19 protein-coding genes are annotated in these 21013 nt (G+C 73.3%); 11 read left to right on the top strand and 8 right to left on the bottom strand.

Annotated elements, in window-relative coordinates:
• Positions 1-69: 69 nt before the first annotated feature.
• Both FH608_RS14950 and FH608_RS14945 read left to right on the top strand, forming a co-directional pair.
• Positions 70-615: a TetR/AcrR family transcriptional regulator gene (locus FH608_RS14950; RefSeq protein ID WP_139631104.1), complete on the top strand. Its 546-nt coding sequence runs from the start codon at positions 70-72 to the stop codon at positions 613-615.
• A gap of 92 nt (positions 616-707) precedes the next feature.
• The gene (locus FH608_RS14945; RefSeq protein ID WP_139631103.1) at positions 708-1151 is read left to right on the top strand and encodes an ATP-binding protein; all 444 of its coding nucleotides are present in this window, start codon (positions 708-710) and stop codon (positions 1149-1151) included.
• Here FH608_RS14945 and FH608_RS14940 read toward each other — a convergent pair.
• Positions 1138-1533, bottom strand: coding sequence for a hypothetical protein (locus FH608_RS14940; protein WP_139631102.1), 396 nt, complete (start codon positions 1531-1533; stop codon positions 1138-1140). The two genes, FH608_RS14945 and FH608_RS14940, sit on opposite strands and share 14 nt — an antisense overlap.
• A gap of 58 nt (positions 1534-1591) precedes the next feature.
• The gene (locus tag FH608_RS14935) at positions 1592-2554 is read right to left on the bottom strand and encodes a Ppx/GppA phosphatase family protein (RefSeq protein ID WP_139631101.1); all 963 of its coding nucleotides are present in this window, start codon (positions 2552-2554) and stop codon (positions 1592-1594) included.
• 115 nt (positions 2555-2669) lie between these two features.
• Between FH608_RS14935 and FH608_RS14930 the strand changes: the two genes are divergently transcribed.
• Positions 2670-3605 carry a formylglycine-generating enzyme family protein gene (locus FH608_RS14930; RefSeq protein ID WP_455430070.1) on the top strand — a complete coding sequence of 312 codons (936 nt, stop codon included), beginning with the start codon at positions 2670-2672 and terminating at the stop codon, positions 3603-3605.
• 4 nt (positions 3606-3609) lie between these two features.
• On the top strand, positions 3610-4740 hold the full coding sequence (locus FH608_RS14925) for a UDP-N-acetylglucosamine--N-acetylmuramyl-(pentapeptide) pyrophosphoryl-undecaprenol N-acetylglucosamine transferase (protein ID WP_139631100.1): 1131 nt from the start codon (positions 3610-3612) through the stop codon (positions 4738-4740).
• Between the two features lie 8 nt (positions 4741-4748).
• Here FH608_RS14925 and FH608_RS14920 read toward each other — a convergent pair whose 3' ends face one another.
• The 4 genes from FH608_RS14920 to FH608_RS14905 all read right to left on the bottom strand — a co-directional run bounded on the left by FH608_RS14920 (position 4749) and on the right by FH608_RS14905 (position 9138).
• A complete protein-coding gene (locus FH608_RS14920; RefSeq protein ID WP_226899545.1) occupies positions 4749-5645 on the bottom strand; it encodes a hypothetical protein in 897 nt (298 codons plus the stop codon).
• A gap of 22 nt (positions 5646-5667) precedes the next feature.
• The gene (locus tag FH608_RS14915; protein WP_139631099.1) at positions 5668-6555 is read right to left on the bottom strand and encodes a hypothetical protein; all 888 of its coding nucleotides are present in this window, start codon (positions 6553-6555) and stop codon (positions 5668-5670) included.
• 27 nt (positions 6556-6582) lie between these two features.
• Positions 6583-7470 carry a hypothetical protein gene (locus FH608_RS14910; protein WP_139631098.1) on the bottom strand — a complete coding sequence of 296 codons (888 nt, stop codon included), beginning with the start codon at positions 7468-7470 and terminating at the stop codon, positions 6583-6585.
• Between the two features lie 207 nt (positions 7471-7677).
• Entirely contained in the window at positions 7678-9138 is a 1461-nt protein-coding gene (locus tag FH608_RS14905; RefSeq protein WP_139631097.1) for a phospholipid carrier-dependent glycosyltransferase, read from the bottom strand.
• A gap of 153 nt (positions 9139-9291) precedes the next feature.
• Between FH608_RS14905 and FH608_RS14900 the strand changes: the two genes are divergently transcribed.
• Both FH608_RS14900 and FH608_RS14895 read left to right on the top strand, forming a co-directional pair.
• Entirely contained in the window at positions 9292-9948 is a 657-nt protein-coding gene (locus tag FH608_RS14900) for a response regulator transcription factor (RefSeq protein WP_139631096.1), read from the top strand.
• A complete protein-coding gene (locus FH608_RS14895) occupies positions 9945-11114 on the top strand; it encodes a sensor histidine kinase (protein WP_139631095.1) in 1170 nt (389 codons plus the stop codon). Before FH608_RS14900 ends, FH608_RS14895 begins: the two co-directional genes overlap by 4 nt.
• A 9-nt stretch (positions 11115-11123) precedes the next feature.
• Here FH608_RS14895 and FH608_RS14890 read toward each other — a convergent pair whose 3' ends face one another.
• Entirely contained in the window at positions 11124-13985 is a 2862-nt protein-coding gene (locus tag FH608_RS14890; RefSeq protein ID WP_139631094.1) for an NACHT domain-containing protein, read from the bottom strand.
• A gap of 110 nt (positions 13986-14095) precedes the next feature.
• Here FH608_RS14890 and FH608_RS14885 point away from each other — a divergent pair, with 110 nt between their 5' ends.
• Together FH608_RS14885 and FH608_RS14880 are read left to right on the top strand one after the other, a co-directional pair.
• The gene (locus tag FH608_RS14885; protein ID WP_193318426.1) at positions 14096-14734 is read left to right on the top strand and encodes a nucleotidyltransferase domain-containing protein; all 639 of its coding nucleotides are present in this window, start codon (positions 14096-14098) and stop codon (positions 14732-14734) included.
• Positions 14735-14770: 36 nt separating this feature from the next.
• Entirely contained in the window at positions 14771-15544 is a 774-nt protein-coding gene (locus FH608_RS14880; RefSeq protein WP_139631092.1) for a nucleotidyltransferase domain-containing protein, read from the top strand.
• Between the two features lie 66 nt (positions 15545-15610).
• Here the strand turns inward: FH608_RS14880 and FH608_RS14875 are convergent, their stop codons facing one another.
• Positions 15611-17167, bottom strand: coding sequence for an N-acyl-D-amino-acid deacylase family protein (locus FH608_RS14875; RefSeq protein WP_139631091.1), 1557 nt, complete (start codon positions 17165-17167; stop codon positions 15611-15613).
• 118 nt (positions 17168-17285) lie between these two features.
• Here FH608_RS14875 and FH608_RS14870 point away from each other — a divergent pair, with 118 nt between their 5' ends.
• The 3 genes from FH608_RS14870 to FH608_RS53815 are packed head-to-tail and all read left to right on the top strand — an operon-like array spanning position 17286 to position 21011.
• On the top strand, positions 17286-18608 hold the full coding sequence (locus FH608_RS14870) for a serine hydrolase domain-containing protein (protein WP_139631090.1): 1323 nt from the start codon (positions 17286-17288) through the stop codon (positions 18606-18608).
• On the top strand, positions 18605-19357 hold the full coding sequence (locus FH608_RS14865; RefSeq protein WP_139631089.1) for a GNAT family N-acetyltransferase: 753 nt from the start codon (positions 18605-18607) through the stop codon (positions 19355-19357). The genes FH608_RS14870 and FH608_RS14865 overlap by 4 nt, the downstream gene beginning before the upstream one ends.
• Positions 19347-21011, top strand: coding sequence for a PucR family transcriptional regulator (locus FH608_RS53815; protein ID WP_139631088.1), 1665 nt, complete (start codon positions 19347-19349; stop codon positions 21009-21011). The genes FH608_RS14865 and FH608_RS53815 overlap by 11 nt, the downstream gene beginning before the upstream one ends.
• Positions 21012-21013 lie beyond the last annotated feature (2 nt).

Genomic DNA, 21013 nt, shown 5'->3' with positions numbered 1-21013 from the left:
CTTGCCGCCCGGCAAGCCTAGAATAAGCTAAATACTTACTTGCCGACCGTCAAGTCGAAAAGGTGTGAAGTGCGGGAAGACACGCGAAGCCGGATCCAGGAGGTCGCGCTCAGGCTGTTCACCGAGCAGGGCTACGAGGCGACATCCCTGCGGGAGATCGCCGAGGAGCTGGGGGTGACGAAGGCCGCCCTGTACTACCACTTCAAGACGAAGGACGACATCGTGGCCAGCCTGGTCGACACCCGGCTGACCGAGATCGAGGAGCTGCTCGCCTGGTTCAGGAGCCGGCCGAAGACGCCGGAGACGCGGCGCGAGCTGGTCGAGCGCTACGCCGCGATGCTCAGGGGCACCAAGCACCTCGGGGTCGCGAGGTTCCTGGAGCGCAACCAGACGGCGATGCGCGACCATCCGACGCTCAGCAAGATCCGCGAGCGGATGATGGAGCTCACGAACGAGATGAGCGAGCCCGGCGCCACGCCCGTCGAGCGCATCAGCCGCTCGATGGCGCTGTTCGCGCTGCACGCGGGCAAGTGGCTGCTCAAGGAGGGCGAGCTCTCCGACGACGAGGTCTACAAGGCGTCGCTGGAGGTGTCCAGGCGCCTCCTCGAGCCCTAGCCCTCCGGGCTCCGAACACGTAAAGCGACGATTGACTCAGCGGAACGGGGGCAGAAGGGGCTGACGCATCCAGACGGGAGGAGGAGGTGGCGGTGGAGGCCACCATAGCGCTCCGGTTGCCCCGGGATGCGGCGAGCGTCCCGCTGACCAGGCAGATGCTGGACGGCACGCTGCGGTCACTCGGGGTCGAGCCTCAGGTACGCGATGACATCGAGCTGATGCTCACCGAGGCGTGCTCCAACGTGATCAGGCACGCCGAGCCCAGCGACGACTACACGGTCAGCGCGACCGTGCACGACAGCCTGTGCGTCATCAGGGTCATCGACAACGGCAACGGGTTCGCCCCCGGCAAGGACCCCGAGCACATCGCCGACGCCGCGCCCGGGGCGGAGCACGGGCGAGGGCTGCAGATCATGCGCGCGCTCGCCGACGACATCCGGTTCACCAATCACCGCGAGAACGGCGCGGTGGTCTGCCTGGAGAAGCGGCTCAGGTACGCCCCCGGGGCGGCCGGGCGGCAGCTCATGGCCACCTGACGCCCTGGCGCGGGTGCAGCCGCGGACCTCGCGCGTCCCCGCCGGGCCGCCGGACCTCACCGGGTCCGGCGCCGCCCGGCACTGACCGCCGCCCGCTCCGCACGTCCTCCGAGCTGTGCCGGTCGTCCCCCGGGCCACTCCGGTCGCCTCCCGAGCTGCTCCGGTCGCCTCCCGAGCCGCTCCGCTCGTCCCCCGAGCCGCTCCGTTCGTCCGCCGGGCGCCGTGCGCGGGTCAGGCGCCGCCAGAGGTCGCGCCAGTCGGTCATCGAGCCGGCCAGCAGCGCGAAGCCGAGCAGCGCGACGATCGCGATGGCAAGCACGGCCAGGACGATGAGCAGAACCGCGATCATCAGGGAGCCGATGGCGCCGAGGACTTCCACCATTCGGCGGAAGATGCCCGCCCACCAGCCCTTTATGCCAGTTCTTGAAGATATATCCGCCTTACTCTGAAGGTGCGACGGTGAGCGGGTCGAGCCGGCCCGGCAGGAGGTCGAGCCGGCGCAGTATCACGCCCTCGCGCAGCGCCCACGGGCACACCTCCAGCCGCTCCACCTCGAACAGGTCCATGGCCGCGTCGGCGACCAGCGCCCCGGCGGCCAGCTGCGCCGCCCGCCCCTCGGACACGCCGGACAGTTCGGCCCGCTCGGCCGAGCGCATGGTGGTCAGCTTCACCGCCCAGTCGGCCATGTCCTCGCGCGACAGCGAGCGCGACACGTACGGCCCCTCGCTGGACGGCGCCGCGCCGGCGATCCTGGCGAGCTGCTTGAACGTCTTGGACGTGGCCACCGCGCGGTCGGGCTCGCCGTATCTGGCGACGCCGCCGACCGTGCGCGCGATCTCGGCGCGTACGTGCTTGCGCAGCTTGCGGACCTCCTCGGGGGACGGCGGGTCGGCGGTGAACCAGTCGCGCGTCAGCCGCCCGGCGCCCAGCGGCAGCGAGACGGCCACGTCGGGCTCCTCGTCCACTCCGGCGGCGATCTCCAGCGAGCCGCCCCCTATGTCGAACGCCAGCAGCCGCCCCGACGACCACCCGAACCAGCGCCGCACGGCCAGGAACGTCAGCCTGGCCTCGTCGCGCCCGGACAGCACCTCGATCTGCACGCCGCTGCGCCGCTCGACCTGCGCCAGCACCTCCTCGCCGTTGGCCGCCTCGCGCACGGCGGAGGTGGCGAAGGCCAGCAGGTCCTCCACCCCCTTGTCCTCGGCCAGGTGCACGGCCTCCTCGACGAAGGCGCCGAGCCGCTCGATGCCCTCACCGGCCAGGCGGTTGTCCTCGCCCAGGTATTCGGTCAGGCGCAGCGCCTCCTTGTGGGAGTAGGCGGGCATGGGCCGCGCGCCCCGATGGGCGTCGACCACCAGTAAATGCACCGTGTTCGAGCCGATGTCCAGCACGCCGAGTCGCATGGGAAAACGCTACCGGTCCGCTGCTCCGACGGCGAAGCGGAGCCGGGCCCCGCCGGGAGTCCCGGGCGGCCGTGTGATCGTGGCCATGCCGCAGCGACTACCCTTCCTTGGTGGCATGACACGTTTGGGGGGATCTGTGAGCGCTTGCTGTGGTCCGAGCCGAGACGGCGGTGTCGCCGCGGAGCCGTACCGGCAGCCGGTCGAGGTGGCCGTGCGGCGGCCGGCGCCGCGCGGGATGGTGCGCGTCCCGGGCGGGACGTTCCTCATGGGCGGGGACGACCCGGACGGGCGGCTGGAGGACGGCGAGGGGCCGGTGCGGGAGGTGCGCCTGGCGCCGTTCATGATCGACCCGGCGTGCGTGACGAACGCGCAGTTCGCCACGTTCGTCAAGGACACCGGCTACGTCACGGAGGCCGAGCGGATCGGCTGGTCGTTCGTGTTCCGCCAGTTCGCCACGCGCGGGGTGATGGATGCCACGGTGCCGGGCGCGCCCTGGTGGGTGGGGGTCGAGGGCGCCACGTGGCGCTCGCCGGAGGGCCCCGGGTCGTCGGTGGGCGACCGGCAGAACCACCCCGTCGTGCACGTGTCCTGGAACGACGCCGCCGCGTACGCCGCCTGGGCCGGCAAGCGGCTGCCCACGGAGGCCGAGTGGGAGATGGCGGCCCGCGGCGGCCTGGAGCGCAAACGCTATCCGTGGGGTGACGAGCTGGCGCCCAAGGGGCGGCAGCGGTGCAACATCTGGCAGGGCCGCTTCCCGGTCGCGCCGAGCAAGGGCACGGTGCCGGTGAAGTCGTTCCAGCCGAACGGGTACGGCCTCTACAACGTCTCCGGCAACGTGTGGGAGTGGACGGCCGACTGGTGGGGCACGGAGTGGGAGCCGTTCGCCGAGGATCCGGCCGGTCCGGCCGAGGGCACGTCGAAGGTGATCCGCGGCGGCTCGTACATGTGCCACGACTCCTACTGCAACCGCTACCGCGTGGCCGCCCGCACCTCCAACACGCCTGACTCCTCGACCGGGCACACGGGTTTCCGCTGTGCGGCCCTAATCTGATCGCATGTCACGAACCCTGCGACTGTTGATCACCGGCGGCGGCACCGGCGGTCACACCTATCCGGCCCTGACGACCCTGTCGGCCGTCCAGCGACGCCAGGTGCCGCACGACGTGCTCTGGGTGGGCACGGCCAACGGCTTGGAGGCGCGGATCACGGCCGAGCACGGCATCCCGTTCAAGGCGATCACGACGGGGAAGCTGCGGCGCCGCCCCAACCTCAAGGAGCTGGGCACCAACATCGCCGACGTGTTCCGCATCCCGGTCGGGGTGCTGCAGGCCGTCGGCCACGCGGCCCGCTACCTGCCGGACGTGGTGCTGTCGACCGGGGGCTACGTGGCGGTCCCGATCGGGGTGGCGGCCAAGCTGATCCGCCGGCCGCTGGTGATGCACGAGCAGACCACCGTGGTGGGGCTGGCCAACCGGATCCTGGCCAGGCTGGCGACCAGGATCGCGTTGTCGCACGAGTCCTCGCTCGACTACCTGCCGGCCTCGGCGCGCTCGAAGGCCGTGGTGACGGGCAACCCGATCAGGCCGGAGCTGCTGCAGGGCAACCGGGCGGCGGCCTACGACCTGTTCGGGCTGACGTTCGAGGTGCCGCTGATCTACGTGACGGGCGGCGCGCAGGGCAGCAAGCAGATCAACACCCTGATCGCGGAGGTCCTGCCGCGGCTGCTGGCGCACGCGCAGATCGTGCACCAGTGCGGGCCCGCCTGGATCGACCACATGCGGGCCATCCAGCTCCCTCCCGACCTGGCCGATCGCTACCATCCGGTGCCTTACGTGGGCGGGGAGCTGGCCGACCTGTTCGCCGCGGCCGACGTGGTGATCGCGCGCAGCGGCGCAGGGACCGTCTCGGAGCTGACGGCCATCGGCAAGCCCGCCGTGCTGATCCCGCTGATCCCGACCGGCGGTGACGAGCAGCGCAAGAACGCCGCCTACCTGGCCTCGGCCGGGGCGGCCCGCGCCCTGCTGGAGCCGCATCCGTCGGCCGAGCAGTTGCTGGCCGAGCTGATGCCGCTGCTCGCCGATCCGGGGTTGCGGCAGATGATGGGGCAGGCGGCGGCCAAGCTGGGCCGCGTGGACGCGGCCGACGCCCTGTGCGACCTGCTCCTGCAGACCGCCCGCCCCGCCTGACGGCAGGGTCAGGTGGCGGGGCCGGGGTCGAGGTGGCGGAAGGCGGCGTGGGCGGCGTGGACGCTGCGCCGGAGCGCGTGCTCCAGCCGGTCGGCGTCCTGCGCGAGCCGCGCCAGCTCCGGCACGGCGAACCCGTCGGCCCCGCTCTCGGCCACCAGTTCCTCGTACTGGTGCAGCCGCCCCCGCAGCTCCTCGATCTGGTGGTGGGCCAGGTACGCGCGCTCGGCGTCGGCCACGTTGCCGGCGTAGCGCTCCAGCGCCTCCACGCGGCCCAGCACGGCCTCCTCGCTGCTGTCGAGCGCCCGCGCGAGCGGCGAGGCGACGGCCTCCACCTCGGGCGTCAGTCCCCGCGAGACCGTCTCCCTGTGCTTGGCGCGCAGCGCGGACAGCTTGGCCAGCAGCCGGGCGATCTCCCACTCCTGCGCGGGCAGCATCACCCCGTTGCGCACGTCGTCGAGCAGCCCCTCGGCGTTGACGCGGGACGCGGTGACGGTGGCGATGGCGCGCTGGGCGCGGGCGAGCAGGCGGGCGGAGGACTCGTCGAGGTCGCCGGTGAGCACGTAGCGGCCCTCGTACCAGCGCAGCTGCTCGTAGACGCGCCGCTCGTGCTCGGCCCGCTCGTCCTCCGGCAGGCCGTTGCGGACCAACAGCACGATCATCAGCGGGATGCCGAGCAGCACCAGGTACGTCAGCCCTGACCCGTGCCTGCCGAGGCCGAGGCCGGCGAGCATCCCGAAGAGCGACACCGAGCCCAGCACCGCGATCGCGCGGTAGTGCGTGGGCGACAGGGTCCGTCTCGGCCTGGGCGTCCAGCCCCGGCGCATCTTGGCCAGCACCGGCCGGCCGTCCCTGAGCAGCTGGGCGTCTTCCGGCGGCACCCCAGGATCTACTACCACTTCCGCCACAAATCCGGATCATAAGGGGAAGTCACCCCAAAAGGTGGCGGAACGCTTCATGCGCGGAGCTGACGCTGTCCCGTAGCGCCTGCTCCAGGCGGTCGGCGTCGTCCGACAACCTGCTCAGCTCGGGCACGGCGGTGGTGTCGGCACCCGTCTCCGCCAGGAGCTCCTCGTAACGGTGCAGCTTGGCGCTGAGGCGCTCGATCTGGTGCCGGGCGCGGTAGGCGCGCTCGGCCTCGGCGACGTGGCCCGCGTACCGTTCCAGCGCCTCGACGCGGGCGAGCACCGCGCGATGGCTGCCGTCGAGCGCCTGGGCGAGGGGCTCGGCGACGGCCGCCACCTCGGGGGTGACGCCTTCCGCGACGACCTCCTGGTGCTCGGAGCGCAGCTCCGACAGCTTGGCCAGCAGCCGGGCGATCTCCCACTCCTGCGCGGGCAGCATCACCGCGTTGCGGGCGCCGTCCAGGAGGCCCTCGGCGTTGACGCTGGAGTGCGTGACCTGGTCGATCGCCGCCTGGGCGCGGGCCATGAGGGCGCGGGCGGGCTCGTCGAGCTGCTCGCGCAGGACGTAGCGGCCCTCGAAGCGGCGGGCGCCGTCGTAGACGTCGCGCTCCAGCGCGTGCGCGCGCTCCACCTCGGCGTCCGGCCGGGGCCGCAGCAGGACGCCGACGACCAGCAGGGCCGCGACGGTCATGATCACGAAGTAGGCCGCGTACCGCCCGGCGACGAAGAGCGTCAGGCCGTACCCGGCGGTGGCCGCCGCCGCGGCGACGGCCGTCACCCTCGCGACGAGGCCGGCCACGGGGCGGTGGCGGCGGTGCGCGGGCACCCAGCCCGCGCGGATGCGCATCAGGAGCTTGCGGTTGTCCCGAAGGAGCGCCGCGACGTCGTCGGGCACCGCCGGATCGACTATCACCTTGGTCTGACGTCCTGGCACGGCGGTTCAGCCTTCGAGATAGCGGAACGCCTCATGGGCCGATCGGACGCTGCGCCGTAAGGTGCGTTCGAGCACGTCGGCGTCCTCGGCCAGCCGCTCGATCTCGGTCACGGCCATCGCGTCCGCGCCCGACTCCGCCAGCAGCTCCTCGTAGCGCGGCAGCCGGGCGCGCAGCTCCTCGATCTGGCCGCGCGCGTGATAGGCGCGCTCGGCGTCGGCGACGTGGTCGGCGTACCGTTCCAGCGCCTCCACCCGGGCGACCACGGCGGACTCGCTGCTCGCCAGCGCGCGCTCCAGCGGCTCGATGACCGAGGCCACCTCCGGCGCGATGCCCCTGGCCAGCAGCTCCCTGTGCTCCAGACGCAGCGCCGAGAGCTTGGCGAGCAGCCGGGCGATCTCCCACTCCTGCGCGGGCAGCATGACCGCGTTGCGGGCGTCGTCCAGCAGCCCCTCGGCGTTGACGTGGGAGCGCAGCACCGAGCCGATGGCCCGCTGCGCCCGCGCCAGCACCGGCCCGGCCTCCCGGTCGAAGTCCTCCGGCAGCAGGTAGCGGCCGTCGTACCAGCGGGCCTGCTCGTACACGCCGCGCTCATGCGGCCGGTGGTCCTCCGGCACCTCGTTCATGGAGGCGATCTTGACGAGCACGATGAAGACGTACGTGCCGAGCACCATGAACCCGGCCGGCGCGAACGGCGAGACCAGCAGCACGGCCGTGAGGGCGACCATGGCCGGGGTGGCCGCGAGGAGCAGCGTGCTGGACGGGCTCCAGCGGCGCGGCGGGGTCACGTCGGCGGGCGGCACCCATCCGGCTCTGATCCTGGACAGCAGCGGGGCGTTGGCACGTAACAGTCCTGCGACTTCCGGCGGAACTCCGGGATCGACGACGACACCCACGCTTTGTCCTGGCACCCTGGCGCCCCCAACGCTCGCGATGTTCGGATATTACGTAACATTTGGGCGAAGTGTCAGCCTCAAAAAGGCCAGTCCGGTCAACCGGGGGGTGCGCTCAGGGGACACGCGCATGACGGCAGGCACGTGGGTCAGGCCCGCGACAATGGCCTCGACCAGCACCTCGGCGGGCCGCCGCGCCTCCCGGACGCGTCAGGCGCGCTCACGCGGGCGCAACATGATCGTAGCCCTGGGGGTAATGGCCCCGCCCGGCCTCCTCCCGGGGGATCGGCCCGAGGATGGCCGCCGCAGTGCCGACACGGCGAGGGCCGCGGCCACGCAGGCGACCGGGATGGCGGGCAGCACGTAGCGGTGGTCGAAGTCCAGCGCGGCCACGGGGGCGACGAGCAGGAACACCGCGAACGCCCACGGGAGCAGCACGAGACGGGGCCGCAGCACCGCGCCGGCCCCGCCCACCAGCAGCAGGACGCCGAAGAGGGTGCCGTGGAGGAACCACGGGTACGGGTAGGCGGCCAGGATCGAGGCGTACGGTTCGACCGATCGCATGCCCCTGATGTCCGGGTCGTACTCGCGGCGGACCCGGTCGACGAGAGGCTGTCCCGCCGGGAGCGGCCACGCGCCGCGCGCGAAGGCGGTCGACGGGACCATGCGCTTCGGGTGGGGCACCGGCTCCCAGGTGAAGGCGAGCGAGGTGTCCCCGGCGACCTCGCGCAGGTAGTCGAGGGGTTGCGCGGCGATGGCCCTGAACGCGAACGCCCTGGCCAGGTCGTTGTGCGTGAACCTGTCGCCGGGCATGCGGTTGAGCGACGCCCGAGGGTCCCAGACGTACTCGGAGGCGGCGTCCTGGACGGCGCCGTTCGGGCAGAGCGGGGCCTGCTCCGGCGGCGGCTCGATGACCGAGCAGTCGGCGAAGGTCATGGTGCGGGCCCACAGGGCGACGCCGTCGGAGCCGCTCAGCGCGAACCGCCCGTGGTGCTGGGCGTACCACCCCGCGTAGCCGAGCAGCGGCAGCGCGCCCGCGACCGCCAGGGCGGCGGCCTGCCGCCACGACGCCCGCCGCAGCAGCAGGCAGAGGGCGGCCAGCGCGATGAGGGGCACCGTGGCGGTGCGGGTGAGCCCGGCGAGGGCGAGAAGGACGCCGGCCGCTCCGCCGGTCCACACGGCCGCCCGCCCGGACACCTCCCGCCGCCACAGCAGAACGAGCAGCGCGGCCACGACGAGGAAGATGACCAGCTCGTCCGACAGCACGGCGTGCTCCAGGCGGAGGAACGCCGGGTCGAACAGGACAGGGACCGCCGCCAGGGTCGCGCCCCAGGCGGGCAACGACCGGCGCCGGAGCATCAGGTAGATCATCACCCCGGTGCCCAGCCCCATCGCGTGCTGCAGCCCCGCGATCAGCTCCACGCTGTGGAAGGGCCGCAGCGCCCACAGCAACCACGAGTAGCCCGCCGGATGGAACGCGCCCGGCGGTTTCATGTGCACGGCCGTGTCCAGGTAGGTGAACGAGTCGTACCAGTAGAGCCGGGCCGTGTCGTAGGCCAGCATGACCAGTGCGCGCAGCGCCGCGGCGAGCACGAGCACGCACCCGAACAGGCGGTGGGCGCGCAGGATGCCGGAAGCCTGCAGACGCGGCCCCACGCGTGCGGACGCCATGGGCCCCTCCCCCGGAGCGAGCCGGGCGGATCCCGGCTGAGGGCCGCCAGTCCAGCGAGGGGCCGATAACCTCTACGTCACCGATTATGGTTATGCCCGCGTTATGTCGGTGCGAGCAAACTTGGCGTCATTTAAGATCCTTTTGGGGGTGCGGTGCGGGTTCTGGTCGCTGAGGACGAGCGCATGCTCGCCGACTCGATCGCCGAGGGACTGCGGGGCGAGGCGCTGGCCGTCGATGTGGCCTACGACGGCGACGGCGCGCTCGAACGGCTCGGCGTGCACGACTACGACGTGCTGATCCTCGACCGGGATCTGCCGCTGGTGCACGGCGACGAGGTGTGCAGGACCGTGGTGGAGCACGGCTGGCCGGTACGGGTGCTCATGCTGACCGCCGCGGGCGACGTGCGCTCGCGGGTGTCGGGGCTGTCGCTGGGGGCCGACGACTACCTGCCCAAGCCGTTCGCGTTCGAGGAGCTGGTGGCCCGGGTGCACGCGCTCGCGCGGCGGGCCCGTCGGGCCGACCCGCCGATGCTGGAGCGCGCAGGGGTGCGGCTGGACTGGGCGCACCGGCAGGTGTTCAGGGACGGGCGGTACGTGCCGCTGGCGCGCAAGGAGTTCGGCGTGCTGGCCGAGCTGCTGCGCGCCCAGGGGGCGGTGGTCTCGGCGGAGGCGCTGCTGGAGAAGGTGTGGGACGAGCACATCGACCCGTTCACGAACACGGTGCGCACGACGATGATGAAGCTGCGCAAGAAGCTCGGCGAGCCGCAGGTCATCGAGACCGTGCCGGGATCGGGGTATCGCATCCCATGAGCACCCGTCTGCGATTCGCGCTGGTCTGCGCGGGCGTGTTCCTCGTCGCCGGCGCTCTCGCGCTGACCGCCGTCTACCTCGTCGTCCGCACCACCCTCCAGTACCGCGCCGCCGTGTTCACGCCCGGCACGATCGTTTCAGAGCGGGACGGGTACAGGCTGTACGCGCCGCGCTTCTCCGACGGCTACGAGCTGGCCAGGGGGTTCGCGCTCAAGACGCACGTCACCTACCAGGACGCCGTCCTCGGCGACATCCGCACGTACGGCGCGCTGATCGTGCTCGGCGGCACGGGCGTGGCGTTCGGGCTCGGCTGGCGGGGGGCGGGCCTGGCGCTGCGCCCGCTCAGGGAGGTCACCGAGACCGCCCGCCGGGTCGCCCAGAGCCACGACCTGAGCGAGCGGATCGGCTACGAGGGCCCCCGCGACGAGATCAAGGAGCTGACCGGGATCTACGACACCATGCTCGGCCGGCTGGCGCGCTCGTTCGACGGGCAGCGCAGGTTCGTCGCCAACGCCTCGCACGAGCTGCGCACCCCGCTCACCATCAACAGGACGCTGGTGGACGTGGCCGTGCGGCGGCCGGACGCGACCGAGGACGTCAAGCGGCTCGGCGAGTCGCTGCTGCTGGTCAACGCCCGCCACGAGCGCCTCATCGACGGCCTGCTGGCGCTGACCGAGGGTCAGCAGGCGGTGCTGGACCGGCGGCCGTTCGACCTGACGGACGTGGCCGAGCACGTGCTCGACCAGGCGGCGGCCGAGGCGGCCGAGCGCGAGGTGACGATGCACCGGCTGCTGGACTCCGCCCCCACCGCCGGGGAGGCCGTGCTGGTGGAACGGCTGGTGCAGAACCTGGTGGAGAACGCCATCAGGCACAACCACCCGAAGGGCGAGGTGTGGGTGACGACGCGGCGGCGGGCCGAGCGGGTCGAGCTGGTCGTGGCCAACACGGGGCTGGCGGTGCCGCCGTACGAGATCGAGACGATCTTCGAGCCGTTCCGCCGGCTGCACGGCGACCGGCTGCGCTCCGACCGGGGCAGCGGTCTCGGGCTGTCGATCGTGCGGGTGATCGCGGAGGCGCACGGCGGCACGGTCACGGCCAGGCCCAGGGACGAGGGCGGGCTGACGATCACCGTGGAGCTGCCCGTCGATCCGGACGCGGCGCCCTGACGGGGCGGGTCAGTCGAGGCCCTGGATCTCCCAGAGCGCCGTCTCCGGGATGCCCGCCCTGACCAGCTGCTCCCACGTGCCCATCCGGTCGGCCGGGTCGGCGAGCATGGCCTGCAGCAGCGGCCGCAGCTCCGCGGGGTCGGCGCCGTCCTCCGCCCACATCGCGCCGAGCGCCCGGTGCATCGCGGGCGAGCGCACCGCGACGGTCCGCACCAGCTCCTCCAGGATCGCCAGGCGCTCGCGGTACGGCAGGAAGCGGCCCTCCCCCACGGCCCGCAGCAGCTGGTCGAGCAGGCGCCGGTGGCCCGGCGCGTGCCCGGTGGCGACCGCGACCACGACGTCGCCCATCCCACCGTCGCCGGCGTCACCTTCCGGGCCGCCCAGAACCACGTCCTCCTCGCCGTCCGCCACCACGCGCCGCGCCGCCAGGGCGGTGACCAGCCCGGACCAGCCCTCCTGGCCGAGCTGGCCCTTCCACAGGTGGCAGAGCGAGGACCACTCCTCCAGGTGGCCGGGGCCGGGCAGGACCGACGAGACGCGGACCGGCTCCTCGGAGGCGCAGACGATGAGCAGCGCGAGGTTCGCCGAGTAGGCGGCCAGGCGGCGGGCCAGCGTGTGGCGTACGGGCCGGAACCTCGTGAAGTGGCGGCGGCGCCGCTCGTGCAGCGCGCGCCGCAGCAGCCCGGCCAGCAGCTCCACGCAGCGGGCGCGTACGGCCGAGGGCACCTCGTCCAGCAGTTCCAGGATGAACCCGACGGTCGGCCCGCGCTCGGCCAGGCACGAGTGGGAGGTCACCGCGTACAGCAGGTCGTCGTCCACGGCCTGGACCAGCGCGAGCGGCTCGTCGCCCGCCAGGCGGCGGCGCCTGTCGAGGTCGCGCAGCGCGTCCATGGCCAGCCAGGCGACCAGGAACTCGCCGAACGAGGCGTGCAGGAAGGCGTAGCCGGTTCTCGGGCCGTGCTTGCGCACGAAGAAGAAGCGTTCGGTGGCCTTGCGCACCCAGTCGGTCCCGCCGTCCTCCTGCCCTGCGTCGTCCGCGTGGTCCTCGCCGCCCCGGCACAGGGCGGGCAGGTCCCGGTCGAGCGCCTCCGCGGTGATGACCGGCCGGCCGCGGGCCAGCATGGACAGCGCCACCGTGCCGAGCAGGACCAGCTCCTGGTCGATGACGACGCGCCGCACGCCGCCGGTCTCGCGTTCGGTGAAGTCGCGCAGCAGCACCTCGTACAGGCGGGCCCTGCCGAGCGGGCCGTGGTCGTGCTGGAGCGCGTTGCCGCCCGCGTCGTAGAGGGCGAGCAGCAGCAGGAGCAGCGGCTGCCTGGCCATCTCGCCGTGCGCCAGCGCCGACGCGGCGGGCAGCGGCGTCAGGTCGCGGCGGGCGAGCAGGGCGCGGTTGGCCTGGTCCCAGATGTCCAGCCACTGGCGCACCTGTTCGTCGTCGAACGGCTGGAGCTGCAGCCCCAGCAGGCCCTCGGGCAGCCTGATCCGGTCCGCCACCACGGTGCGGCTGGTCACGATCACCGCGACGGGCCGGCCCAGCTCCGCCTCGCCCGCCTGGAACTCCCGCACCCGTTCGAGGTAGTCGTAGCGGTTGAGGCCGCCCTGGACCAGCTCGTCCATCCCGTCGAGCAGGATCACCGGCAGGGCCCCGTCCGCGGCCTCCACCAGCTCGGCGTAGCCCATCCGCTGATCCCCCAGCATTGCCGCGAGCGCCTGCTCGATCTGCTCGGTGACGCCGGCCCGCGTGGCCGTGGGCGTGTCCAGGCCGCCCAGCTCGACCCGGATCGGCAGGAACTCCGACCTGGCCAGCCGCGCGGCCAGCACCTCGGTGAACTTGGTCTTGCCGGAGCCGGGCTCGCCCAGCACGAGCAGGGGCGCCCGGGTGGCGCGCAGCGAGGTCAGGTGGCCCACCAGGAACGCCTCGGTGTCGGGCAGCGCCCGCTGGTCCTCCCACCAGTCGAGTTGCGCGGGCGAGGCGTCGGGGGTGAGCTCGGCGACCCGGAAGCGGGGGCTGAGGTAGCCCTCGCCGAGCAGCGGGAGCGAGACGTCCTCGGGCAGCTTGCCGGCCTGCAGCAGCGGCTGGTCGAGGGCGCTGGCCGCCATCCTGGCCAGGTGGATCACCGGCCGGTCGCCGACGCGCGGCGGGGCCAGCTCGGCCAGCAGCCAGGCCACCCGCGACAGCGCCGTGGCGGGCGGCGGGCGCTCCGTGACGAGGCTGCGCACCCCGAACTCGTGGCTGTCCAGCGCCAGCGAGCGGTAGTCCTCGTCGTAGATGCGCAGCGCGTGCGCGGGCGGGCCCTCGGCGAGCATGCGCGGCAGCAGGAGCTGGTCGTCGACCGTCAGCTCGTCCCAGACGGCCATGCCGCCGACGTAGCCGGCCAGGGCCTCCGACATGCGCTGGTAGGCACGTTCCACGGCCAGGCGGGTCTCGGCGTACGGGACGTGCGGCTCGGGCGTGGGCAGCCGCTCCAGCAGCAGGCTCGCCACCAGCCTGGCGAACCGCTCAGGCGTCGGCACGCCGTGGGAGATCCGCTCGCCGCGGTCGAGCCGGTCGAGCGTGAACGGCAGCTTCGCCTCGCCCAGGGCCTCGAAGTAGGCCGAGACGACGATCACGGCGTGCGCGGCGGCCAGCCGCTGGGTGCGGGTGAACCGGTCGACGCCGGTCTTCAGCTCGGGCATGCGCCGGGCGACGTCCTCGCCGTACAGGACGATGCTGGTGCGCATGTCGGCGAGGCCGGCCGCGAGCTGCCCGGCGCCGGCCAGCGCCCAGCCGGTGCGGGCCGCCGCCGCGGCGAACCCGACGACCTTGACCAGCCTGGCGTCCTTGCATCCGAGGATTTTCAGGGCGTCGGCGTAGCTCGGGGTCTCGATCATGTGCCTGCTCCCGGGGGACGGGGATGTCCGACGTGCGCCGTGCGACCTGGGTCATAGCCGCCCACTTGTCGATCAGACCAGCCACCGCCCCCATCACGCAAGATATGGGGATGAGCGATGACGTGATCCTTTCCGTGGTCATGGGGTCCCGGGCGTACGGGCTGGAGACGGAGGCCTCGGACACCGACCGCCGGGGGGTGTTCGTGGCGCCGACGGCCGCCTTCTGGCGCCTGGACAAGCCGCCCACGCACCGTGACGGACCGCTGCCCGAGCAGTTCTCGTGGGAGGTCGAGCGCTTCTGCGTCCTCGGGCTCGCCGCCAACCCGACGATCCTGGAGTGCCTCTGGTCGCCCATCGTGGAGGTGATCACGCCCGCCGGACGGCGGCTGCGCGACCTGCGGGACGCCTTCGTGTCGGCGCGGGCGCGCCGCTCGTTCGCCGGGTACGCCGACGACCAGTTGCGCCGCCTCGACCCGGCCGCGCCCAACTGGAAGCAGGCCATGCACATGGTGCGGCTGCTGCTGAGCGGCCTGCAGCTCGTCCGTCATGGGGAGCCGCTGGTCCAGGTGGGGCCGCACCGGGAGCGGCTGCTGGCGATCAGGCGCGGCGAGGTGCCGTGGGCGGAGGTGGACGCCTGGCGGGCCACCCTGTCGGCCGAGCTGGCCGACGTCCCCGGCGTGCTGCCGGACCTGCCGGACCGGCGGCGGGTGGAGGACTTCCTGGTCGGGGTGCGCAAAGAGTACCTTTGACGCTTTCCATGACTGCGGAGGTGCCAGGTGAGTGCCGTGAGAGAGCCCGTGAGCCTTCCGGGGTGGCTGGCGGAGGTGGCCGGCGAGCAGCCGTACCCGCTGGCGTTCGCGACGGTGAGCGGCGCGCACCTGTACGGCTTCCCCTCGGTGGACTCGGACGTGGACCTGCGCGGCGTCCACGTGCTGCCGGTCGGCGAGGTGGCGGGGCTGCGGCACGGGCCCGAGACGCTGGACCGGATGTGGACGCGCGACGCCGTGGAGGTGGACCTCGTCACGCACGACGTGGCCAAGTTCTGCCGGTTGCTGCTCGGCCGCAACGGCTACGTGCTGGAGCAGTTGCTGTCGCCGCTGGTCGTGGCCTCCTCCGAGGTGCACGAGGAGCTGGCCGCGCTCGCCCCCGGCTGCCTGACGCGCCACCACGCCCACCACTACCTGGGTTTCTCCCGTACGCAGTGGCGGCTGTTCTCCAGGACGCTGGAGCTCAAGCCGCTGCTCTACACGTTCCGGGTGCTGGCGACCGGCACGCACCTCATGCGCACCGGTGAGCTGGAGGCCGATCTGACGCGCCTGTACGCCTACGGGCCCGCGTACCTGCCCGAGCTGGTCGCCGCCAAGCGGGAGGCGGAGCACGGGCCGGCGCCCGCCGCGCTGGAGGCGGTGGCGGCGGACGTGGAGCGGATGACCGCCGAGCTGGAGCTGGCCAGGGACTCCTCGTCGCTGCCCGAGCGGGCGACCGCCGCGGACGCGCTGCACGACCTGGTGCTGCGCGCCCGGTCGGCGGGCGCTGATCAGCGCGGGCACACGGCGTGATCGGCTCGGATGCAGGGCGTGATCAGCGCGGGCACACGGCGTGATCGGCTCGGACGCAGGACGTGATCAGCTCGGGCGCAGGACGCGGCCCCTGCGCTCGCCCGTGAACTCGCCGTGCTCCACCACCAGGTGCCCGTCCAGCAGCACGTGCACGATGCCCGAGGGCCGGGCGGCGGGTTCTGCGTACGTGCCGGCGTGGCCGACGGTGTCCGGGTCGAACACGCACACGTCCGCCCAGGCGCCGGGCGCGAGCCGGCCGCGGCCGGTCAGTCGGAACTGGTCCGCCGTGGCCGAGGTCATCTTGCGCACCGCCTCCTCCCAGGGGACGACCTGCCGCTCCCGCACGTACGCGCCGAGGAACCGGGGGAAGCAGCCCCACGTGCGGGGGTGCTCCAGCCCGGCGGGCGACCCGTTGTCGGAGCCGACGCCGATGAGCGGGTCGGCCATGATCTCGACCATGTCCCGCTCGTCCATCAGGGAGATGACCATCGTGGCGGCGGGGTCGGCGGCGATGAGCGCGCACGCGACCTCCCAGGCGTCCTCCTCCGCCACGCCTGTGAGGGCGCGCAGGGACGGGTCGGCGGTGATGGCGGCCAGCGAGCGGCCCGCGAAGGACGGCTCGGCGTGCCCGGTGACCAGCACCCCGTCGGGCGTCGCGTCCTGCCACAGCCCCGCGCCGGTCCCGCCGGCCTCGGCCCGGTCGCGCAGCCGGGCCCGCTCGCCGGGGGAGGCGAGCAGGTCGCGTACGTGCCCGCCGGCCAGCGCCGACGGCGGCAGCAGCGCGGCGAGCACGGTGGAGCCCGCCAGGTAGGGGTACTGGTCGCCGCGCACGTCCACCCCGGCGGCGCGGGCCGCGCGCAGCCGGGCGAGCAGCATCCCGGCCTGCCCGTGGTTGCGCCGTCCCGCGACCTTGCAGTGCGACACCTGCAGCCGCACGTCCGCGCGCCGCGCGATCTCGATGGCCTCGTCCAGGGCGGCGGCCAGGCCGGAGCCCTCGTCGCGCATGTGGGTCGTGTACGGCACGCCGTAGCGGTGCGCCACCTCGGCGAGCGCCACCAGCTCGTCGGTGCCGGCGTAGCTGCCCGGCGGGTAGATCAGCCCGCTGGACAGCCCGCACGCACCCGCCTCGAAGGCCTGCGCCGCGAGGTCGCGCATCCGCTCCAGGTCGCCGTCCGCGAGCGTCTCGGCGAACCCGGCGACGGCCCCGCGCAGCGTCGAGTGGCCGACGAGCGTGGCCACGTGGTTGGCGGGACCGGCGGCGGCGACGGCCTCCAGGTACTGGGCGAAGGTCCAGTCGGGCACGCTCTCGCCGGTCAGCTCCTCCAGGCGGGAGGCGTCGGGGGCGTAGGAGAAGCCGCAGTTGCCGTTGATCTCGGTGGTGACGCCCTGGAGCAGCTTGAACGGCTGCGGCTCGGCCATCAGCGGCACGAGGTCGGAGTGCGCGTGCGCGTCCACGAAGCCGGGCGCCACGGCCAGTCCCGTGACGTCGACCACCCGCGGCGCGCCGCCGGGGTCCCCGCCCACAGCCACGATCCGCCCGCCGGAGATGGCGACATCGCCCACGAAACCAGGAGCTCCAAGGCCGTCGTAGACGGTCCCGCCACGAAGGATGAGATCAACCATGAAGCCCACCCAACACCCCATAAATCGGGAATTCTTGTCTTGAACCACCTAACAAGTGGGCCCGTGTTGGTTCGATACGACGAAGAGCGGGCGGCTCCCGTACGCCTAGCGTGCCAGCATGACGATTCGCCTGGCGGAATTGATCGAGGAGTTCCGCGTGCCCGGGGCCTCCATCGCGTACTGGCACGGCGGTGAGATCCACCGGGAGGCCGGCGGGCTGCTCAACCTGGACACGGGCGTGGAGGCCACGCCCGACTCGCTGTTCCAGGTCGGCTCGGTGACCAAGGTCTGGACGACCGCGCAGATCATGCTCCTGATCGAGCAGGGGAGGCTCACGCTCGGCACGCCCGTCGCGGAGGTGCTGCCGGAGATCGATCCCAGCGTGACGATCGAGCACCTGCTCACCCACACCAGCGGCCTCGACGGGGACTTCTTCCACGACACCGGACGCGGCGACGACTGCCTGGAGAGGTACGTCACGGCCATCGCGCGCAGGCCGCTCGGGCACCCGGCGGGCGCCACCCACTCCTACAGCAACGGCGGCTTCTCGGTCGCCGGCCGGGTCGTCGAGGTCCTCACCGGCAAGGTCTGGGACCAGGCCCTGCGCGACCAGCTCGTCACCCCGCTCGGCCTGACCCACACCTGGACGCTCCCCGAGGACGTGCTGCGCTTCCGCGCCGCGACCGGCCATCTCGGCGCCGCGAACGAGCCCACGCCGACGTGGGGCATGATGCGCTCCAACAGCCCGGCGGGCCAGATCTGCTCGACGGCCGCCGACCTGGTGCGCTTCGGCAGGAGCTTCGTGGCGGGCGGCGGCCCGCTGTCGCCGGCGAGCGTGCGGTCGATGGCCGAGCCGCGCGTCGAGTTGCCGGAGCGCGTATACGGCAGCCACTGGGGGCTCGGCTGGATCCTGGACACGTGGGACGGCACGCCGGTCCTGCTGCACGGCGGCAACACCATCGGCCAGGCCGCGATGCTCTGGGTGCTGCCCGCGACGGACACGCCGGGCGGCACAGGCGGCAGAGTAGACGGCACGTCGGGCGGCACGGTGGTCGCGGCGCTGGCGAACGGCGGCGACACCGACGGCCTCTTCCACGCCGTCGCCGACGCGCTGTTCCCCGAGCTGGCCGGGCTGACGCCGCCCGCCCCGCCGAGCCCGCCGGACGCGCCCGCCCGCGACGTGCCGGCCGCGCACGAGGGCGTGTACGAGCGCACCGGCGCCCGCATCACCGTACGGGGACGCGAGCTGGTCTACGAGAACACCGGCGACTTCTCCGACCTCGAACCGCCGATGCGCTTCGAGCTCGCGCCCACCGGCGAGCACCGGTTCCTGGCCCGCAGGTCGGCCGACCGGCTGTGGGCGCCCGGCGCGTTCTACGCGCTGCCGGACGGGTCGCCGTACCTGTACTTCGGCGTGCGCTCCACGCCGAAGGTCTCGTGACGACGGTCATCGCCGAGCTCACCGCCCTCGACGAGCACCACGAGGCCGCCGACCTGATCACCAAGATCTGGCACAGGGAGCTGCTCGAACCGGGGCTCATCCGGACGATCGCGCACGTCGGCGGGTACGTCGCGGGCGCGCGCAGGGGCGGGGAGCTGGTCGGCGTCTCCGTCGGCTTCTTCGCCGGCGACGGCCACCTGCACTCGCACATCACGGGCGTGCTGCCCGGCGCGAGGGGCGGCCTGGGCCAGGCGCTCAAGGAGCACCAGCGGGCCTGGGCACTGGCACGGGGCGTGAGCGCGGTGTCGTGGACGTTCGACCCGCTGGTCAGCAGGAACGCCTACCTGAACTTCCACAAGCTCGGCGCCAGGGCGGCCGCGTACCTGCCGGACTTCTACGGCACGATGCGCGACGCCATCAACGCGGGCGAGGACACCGACCGGCTCTACGTGGTCTGGGACCTCGGCGCGCCCGCGCGCGAGCGGCCGGAGTGGGGTCTGGACGGCGCGGTCGTGCTGCTCGGCCGGGACGGCGACGAGCCGGTCCGAACGTCGCCGGCGCCGCGCGCGGGCGCCCGCCTCGCGGTCGCGATGCCGCCGGACGTGGAGCGGCTGCGCGAACTCGCCCCCGCCACGGCCGGGCGCTGGCGCCGCGCCGTACGGGAGGCGCTGATCAGGAGCGGGGAGACGGGACACACGATCGTCGACGTCACCCGCGATGGCTGGTATGTCCTGGGAGATGAGACTTAGGTTGACCACCCTCGGCCGCATTGTGGACGATCTCGGCTCCACGTTCCTCGACATCGTCGCCGCCCCTGACGACATGGACGTGGACGTGGCCACGGTGCAGATCTACGACCCGCTGGACGAGCTCGGCACCCCGCCCGGCACGATCCTGCTCGGCGTGGGCGTGGAAGGCGGCGAGCGCATCTGCGAGCTGCTGGAGGCGCTCGGCGAGCTGGGCGCCGCGGGGCTGGTCGTGAAGTCGCCCGTCGCGGTGGACGAGCGGGTGCGGGCCACCGCGGCGAAGACCGGCGTGGTGCTGCTCGGCCTGACCAGGGCGGCGTCGTGGGCGCAGGTGGCGGCCCTGCTGCGCGCGCTGCTCGCCGAGGGCGACGTGGGCGGCGCCGGCGAGCCGGCCGAGGCGGCGGACGACCTGTTCACGCTGGCCAACGCCGTGTGCGAGCTGCTGGACGCGCCGATCACGATCGAGGACAGGTCGTCGCGGGTGCTGGCGTTCTCCGGCAGGCAGGACGAGGCCGACCAGGCGCGCGTGGAGACCGTGCTGGGGCGCAGGGTGCCGGACAAGTACCAGCGGCTGCAGGAGGAGCGCGGCATCTACCGCGAGCTGTACCAGAGCCGCGAGCCGATCTACTTCGACCTGGGCGGCGGCATGCTGCCCCGCACGGCGATCGCCGTGCGGGCCGGTGACGAGATCCTGGGCTCGATGTGGGCGACCGTGACCGGCCCGCTGCCGGAGAACCGGCGCCGGGCGTTCGCCGACGCCGCCAAGATCGTCGCCCTGCACCTGCTGCGGCAGCGCGCGGGCGCCGACTCCCAGCGCCGGCTCCGCGCCGACCTGCTGTCGACGGTGCTGGAGGGCGGGCGGGACGCCGCGGACGCCGCCGCCCGGCTGGGCATCGCGACCGAACGCGTGTGCGTGCTGGCCGCCGGGCTGGACGAGACGGCCATGGCGGACGCGGCCGGGCGCGAGGGCGACCGGCAGCGGTTCTGCGACGCGCTGTCCCTGCACGTCGGAGCCATCCACCCGCACGCCGCCGCCGCGCTGGTCGGCAGCGTGGCGTACGCGGTGCTGCCCATGCACGTCCGCACGCCCAGCACCGCGTCCAGCACCGCGTCCAGCACCGCGTCCAGCACCGGGTCCAGCACCGCGTCCAGCACCGGGCCCGACGCCGAGCAGCGGGCGGTCCGCGTGGCGCAGAGCTTCCTGGCCAGGACCGGGCGGCGCTTCCCCGCCGCGATCGGCGTCGGCCGCCTGGTGAGCACGCTGGCGGACGTGGGCCGGTCGCGGGCGGACGCCGCGCGGGCCCTGCGCGTCCTACGGGCGCGGGGCGTGTCCGGGGTGGCGGCGGCCTACGGGGACGTGTACTTCGAGTCGCTGCTGCTGCAGCTCGGCGATCTGGTGACCGCGGAGGAGCAGCCGCCGGCCGGCCCGTACGAGAAGCTGGTGGCGTACGACGCCGAGCACGGGACGGATCTGGTGGGGACGCTCCAGGCGTACCTGGACGCCCTGGGCAACGTGCACGCGGCGGCCCAGGCGGTGCGGGTCCACCAGAACACGTTCCGCTACCGGCTGCGCAGGCTGACCAAGATCTCGGGGCTGGATCTGGACGATCCGGACGCCCGGCTCGCGGTCAGCCTGCAGCTGCGCCTCTACTCGTGACC

Source organism: Nonomuraea phyllanthi, from assembly GCF_006334985.2.
Classification (GTDB): domain Bacteria; phylum Actinomycetota; class Actinomycetes; order Streptosporangiales; family Streptosporangiaceae; genus Nonomuraea; species Nonomuraea phyllanthi.
Note: the sequence above shows the minus strand (reverse complement) of the source record. Positions and strands in the feature narration are given on the sequence as shown.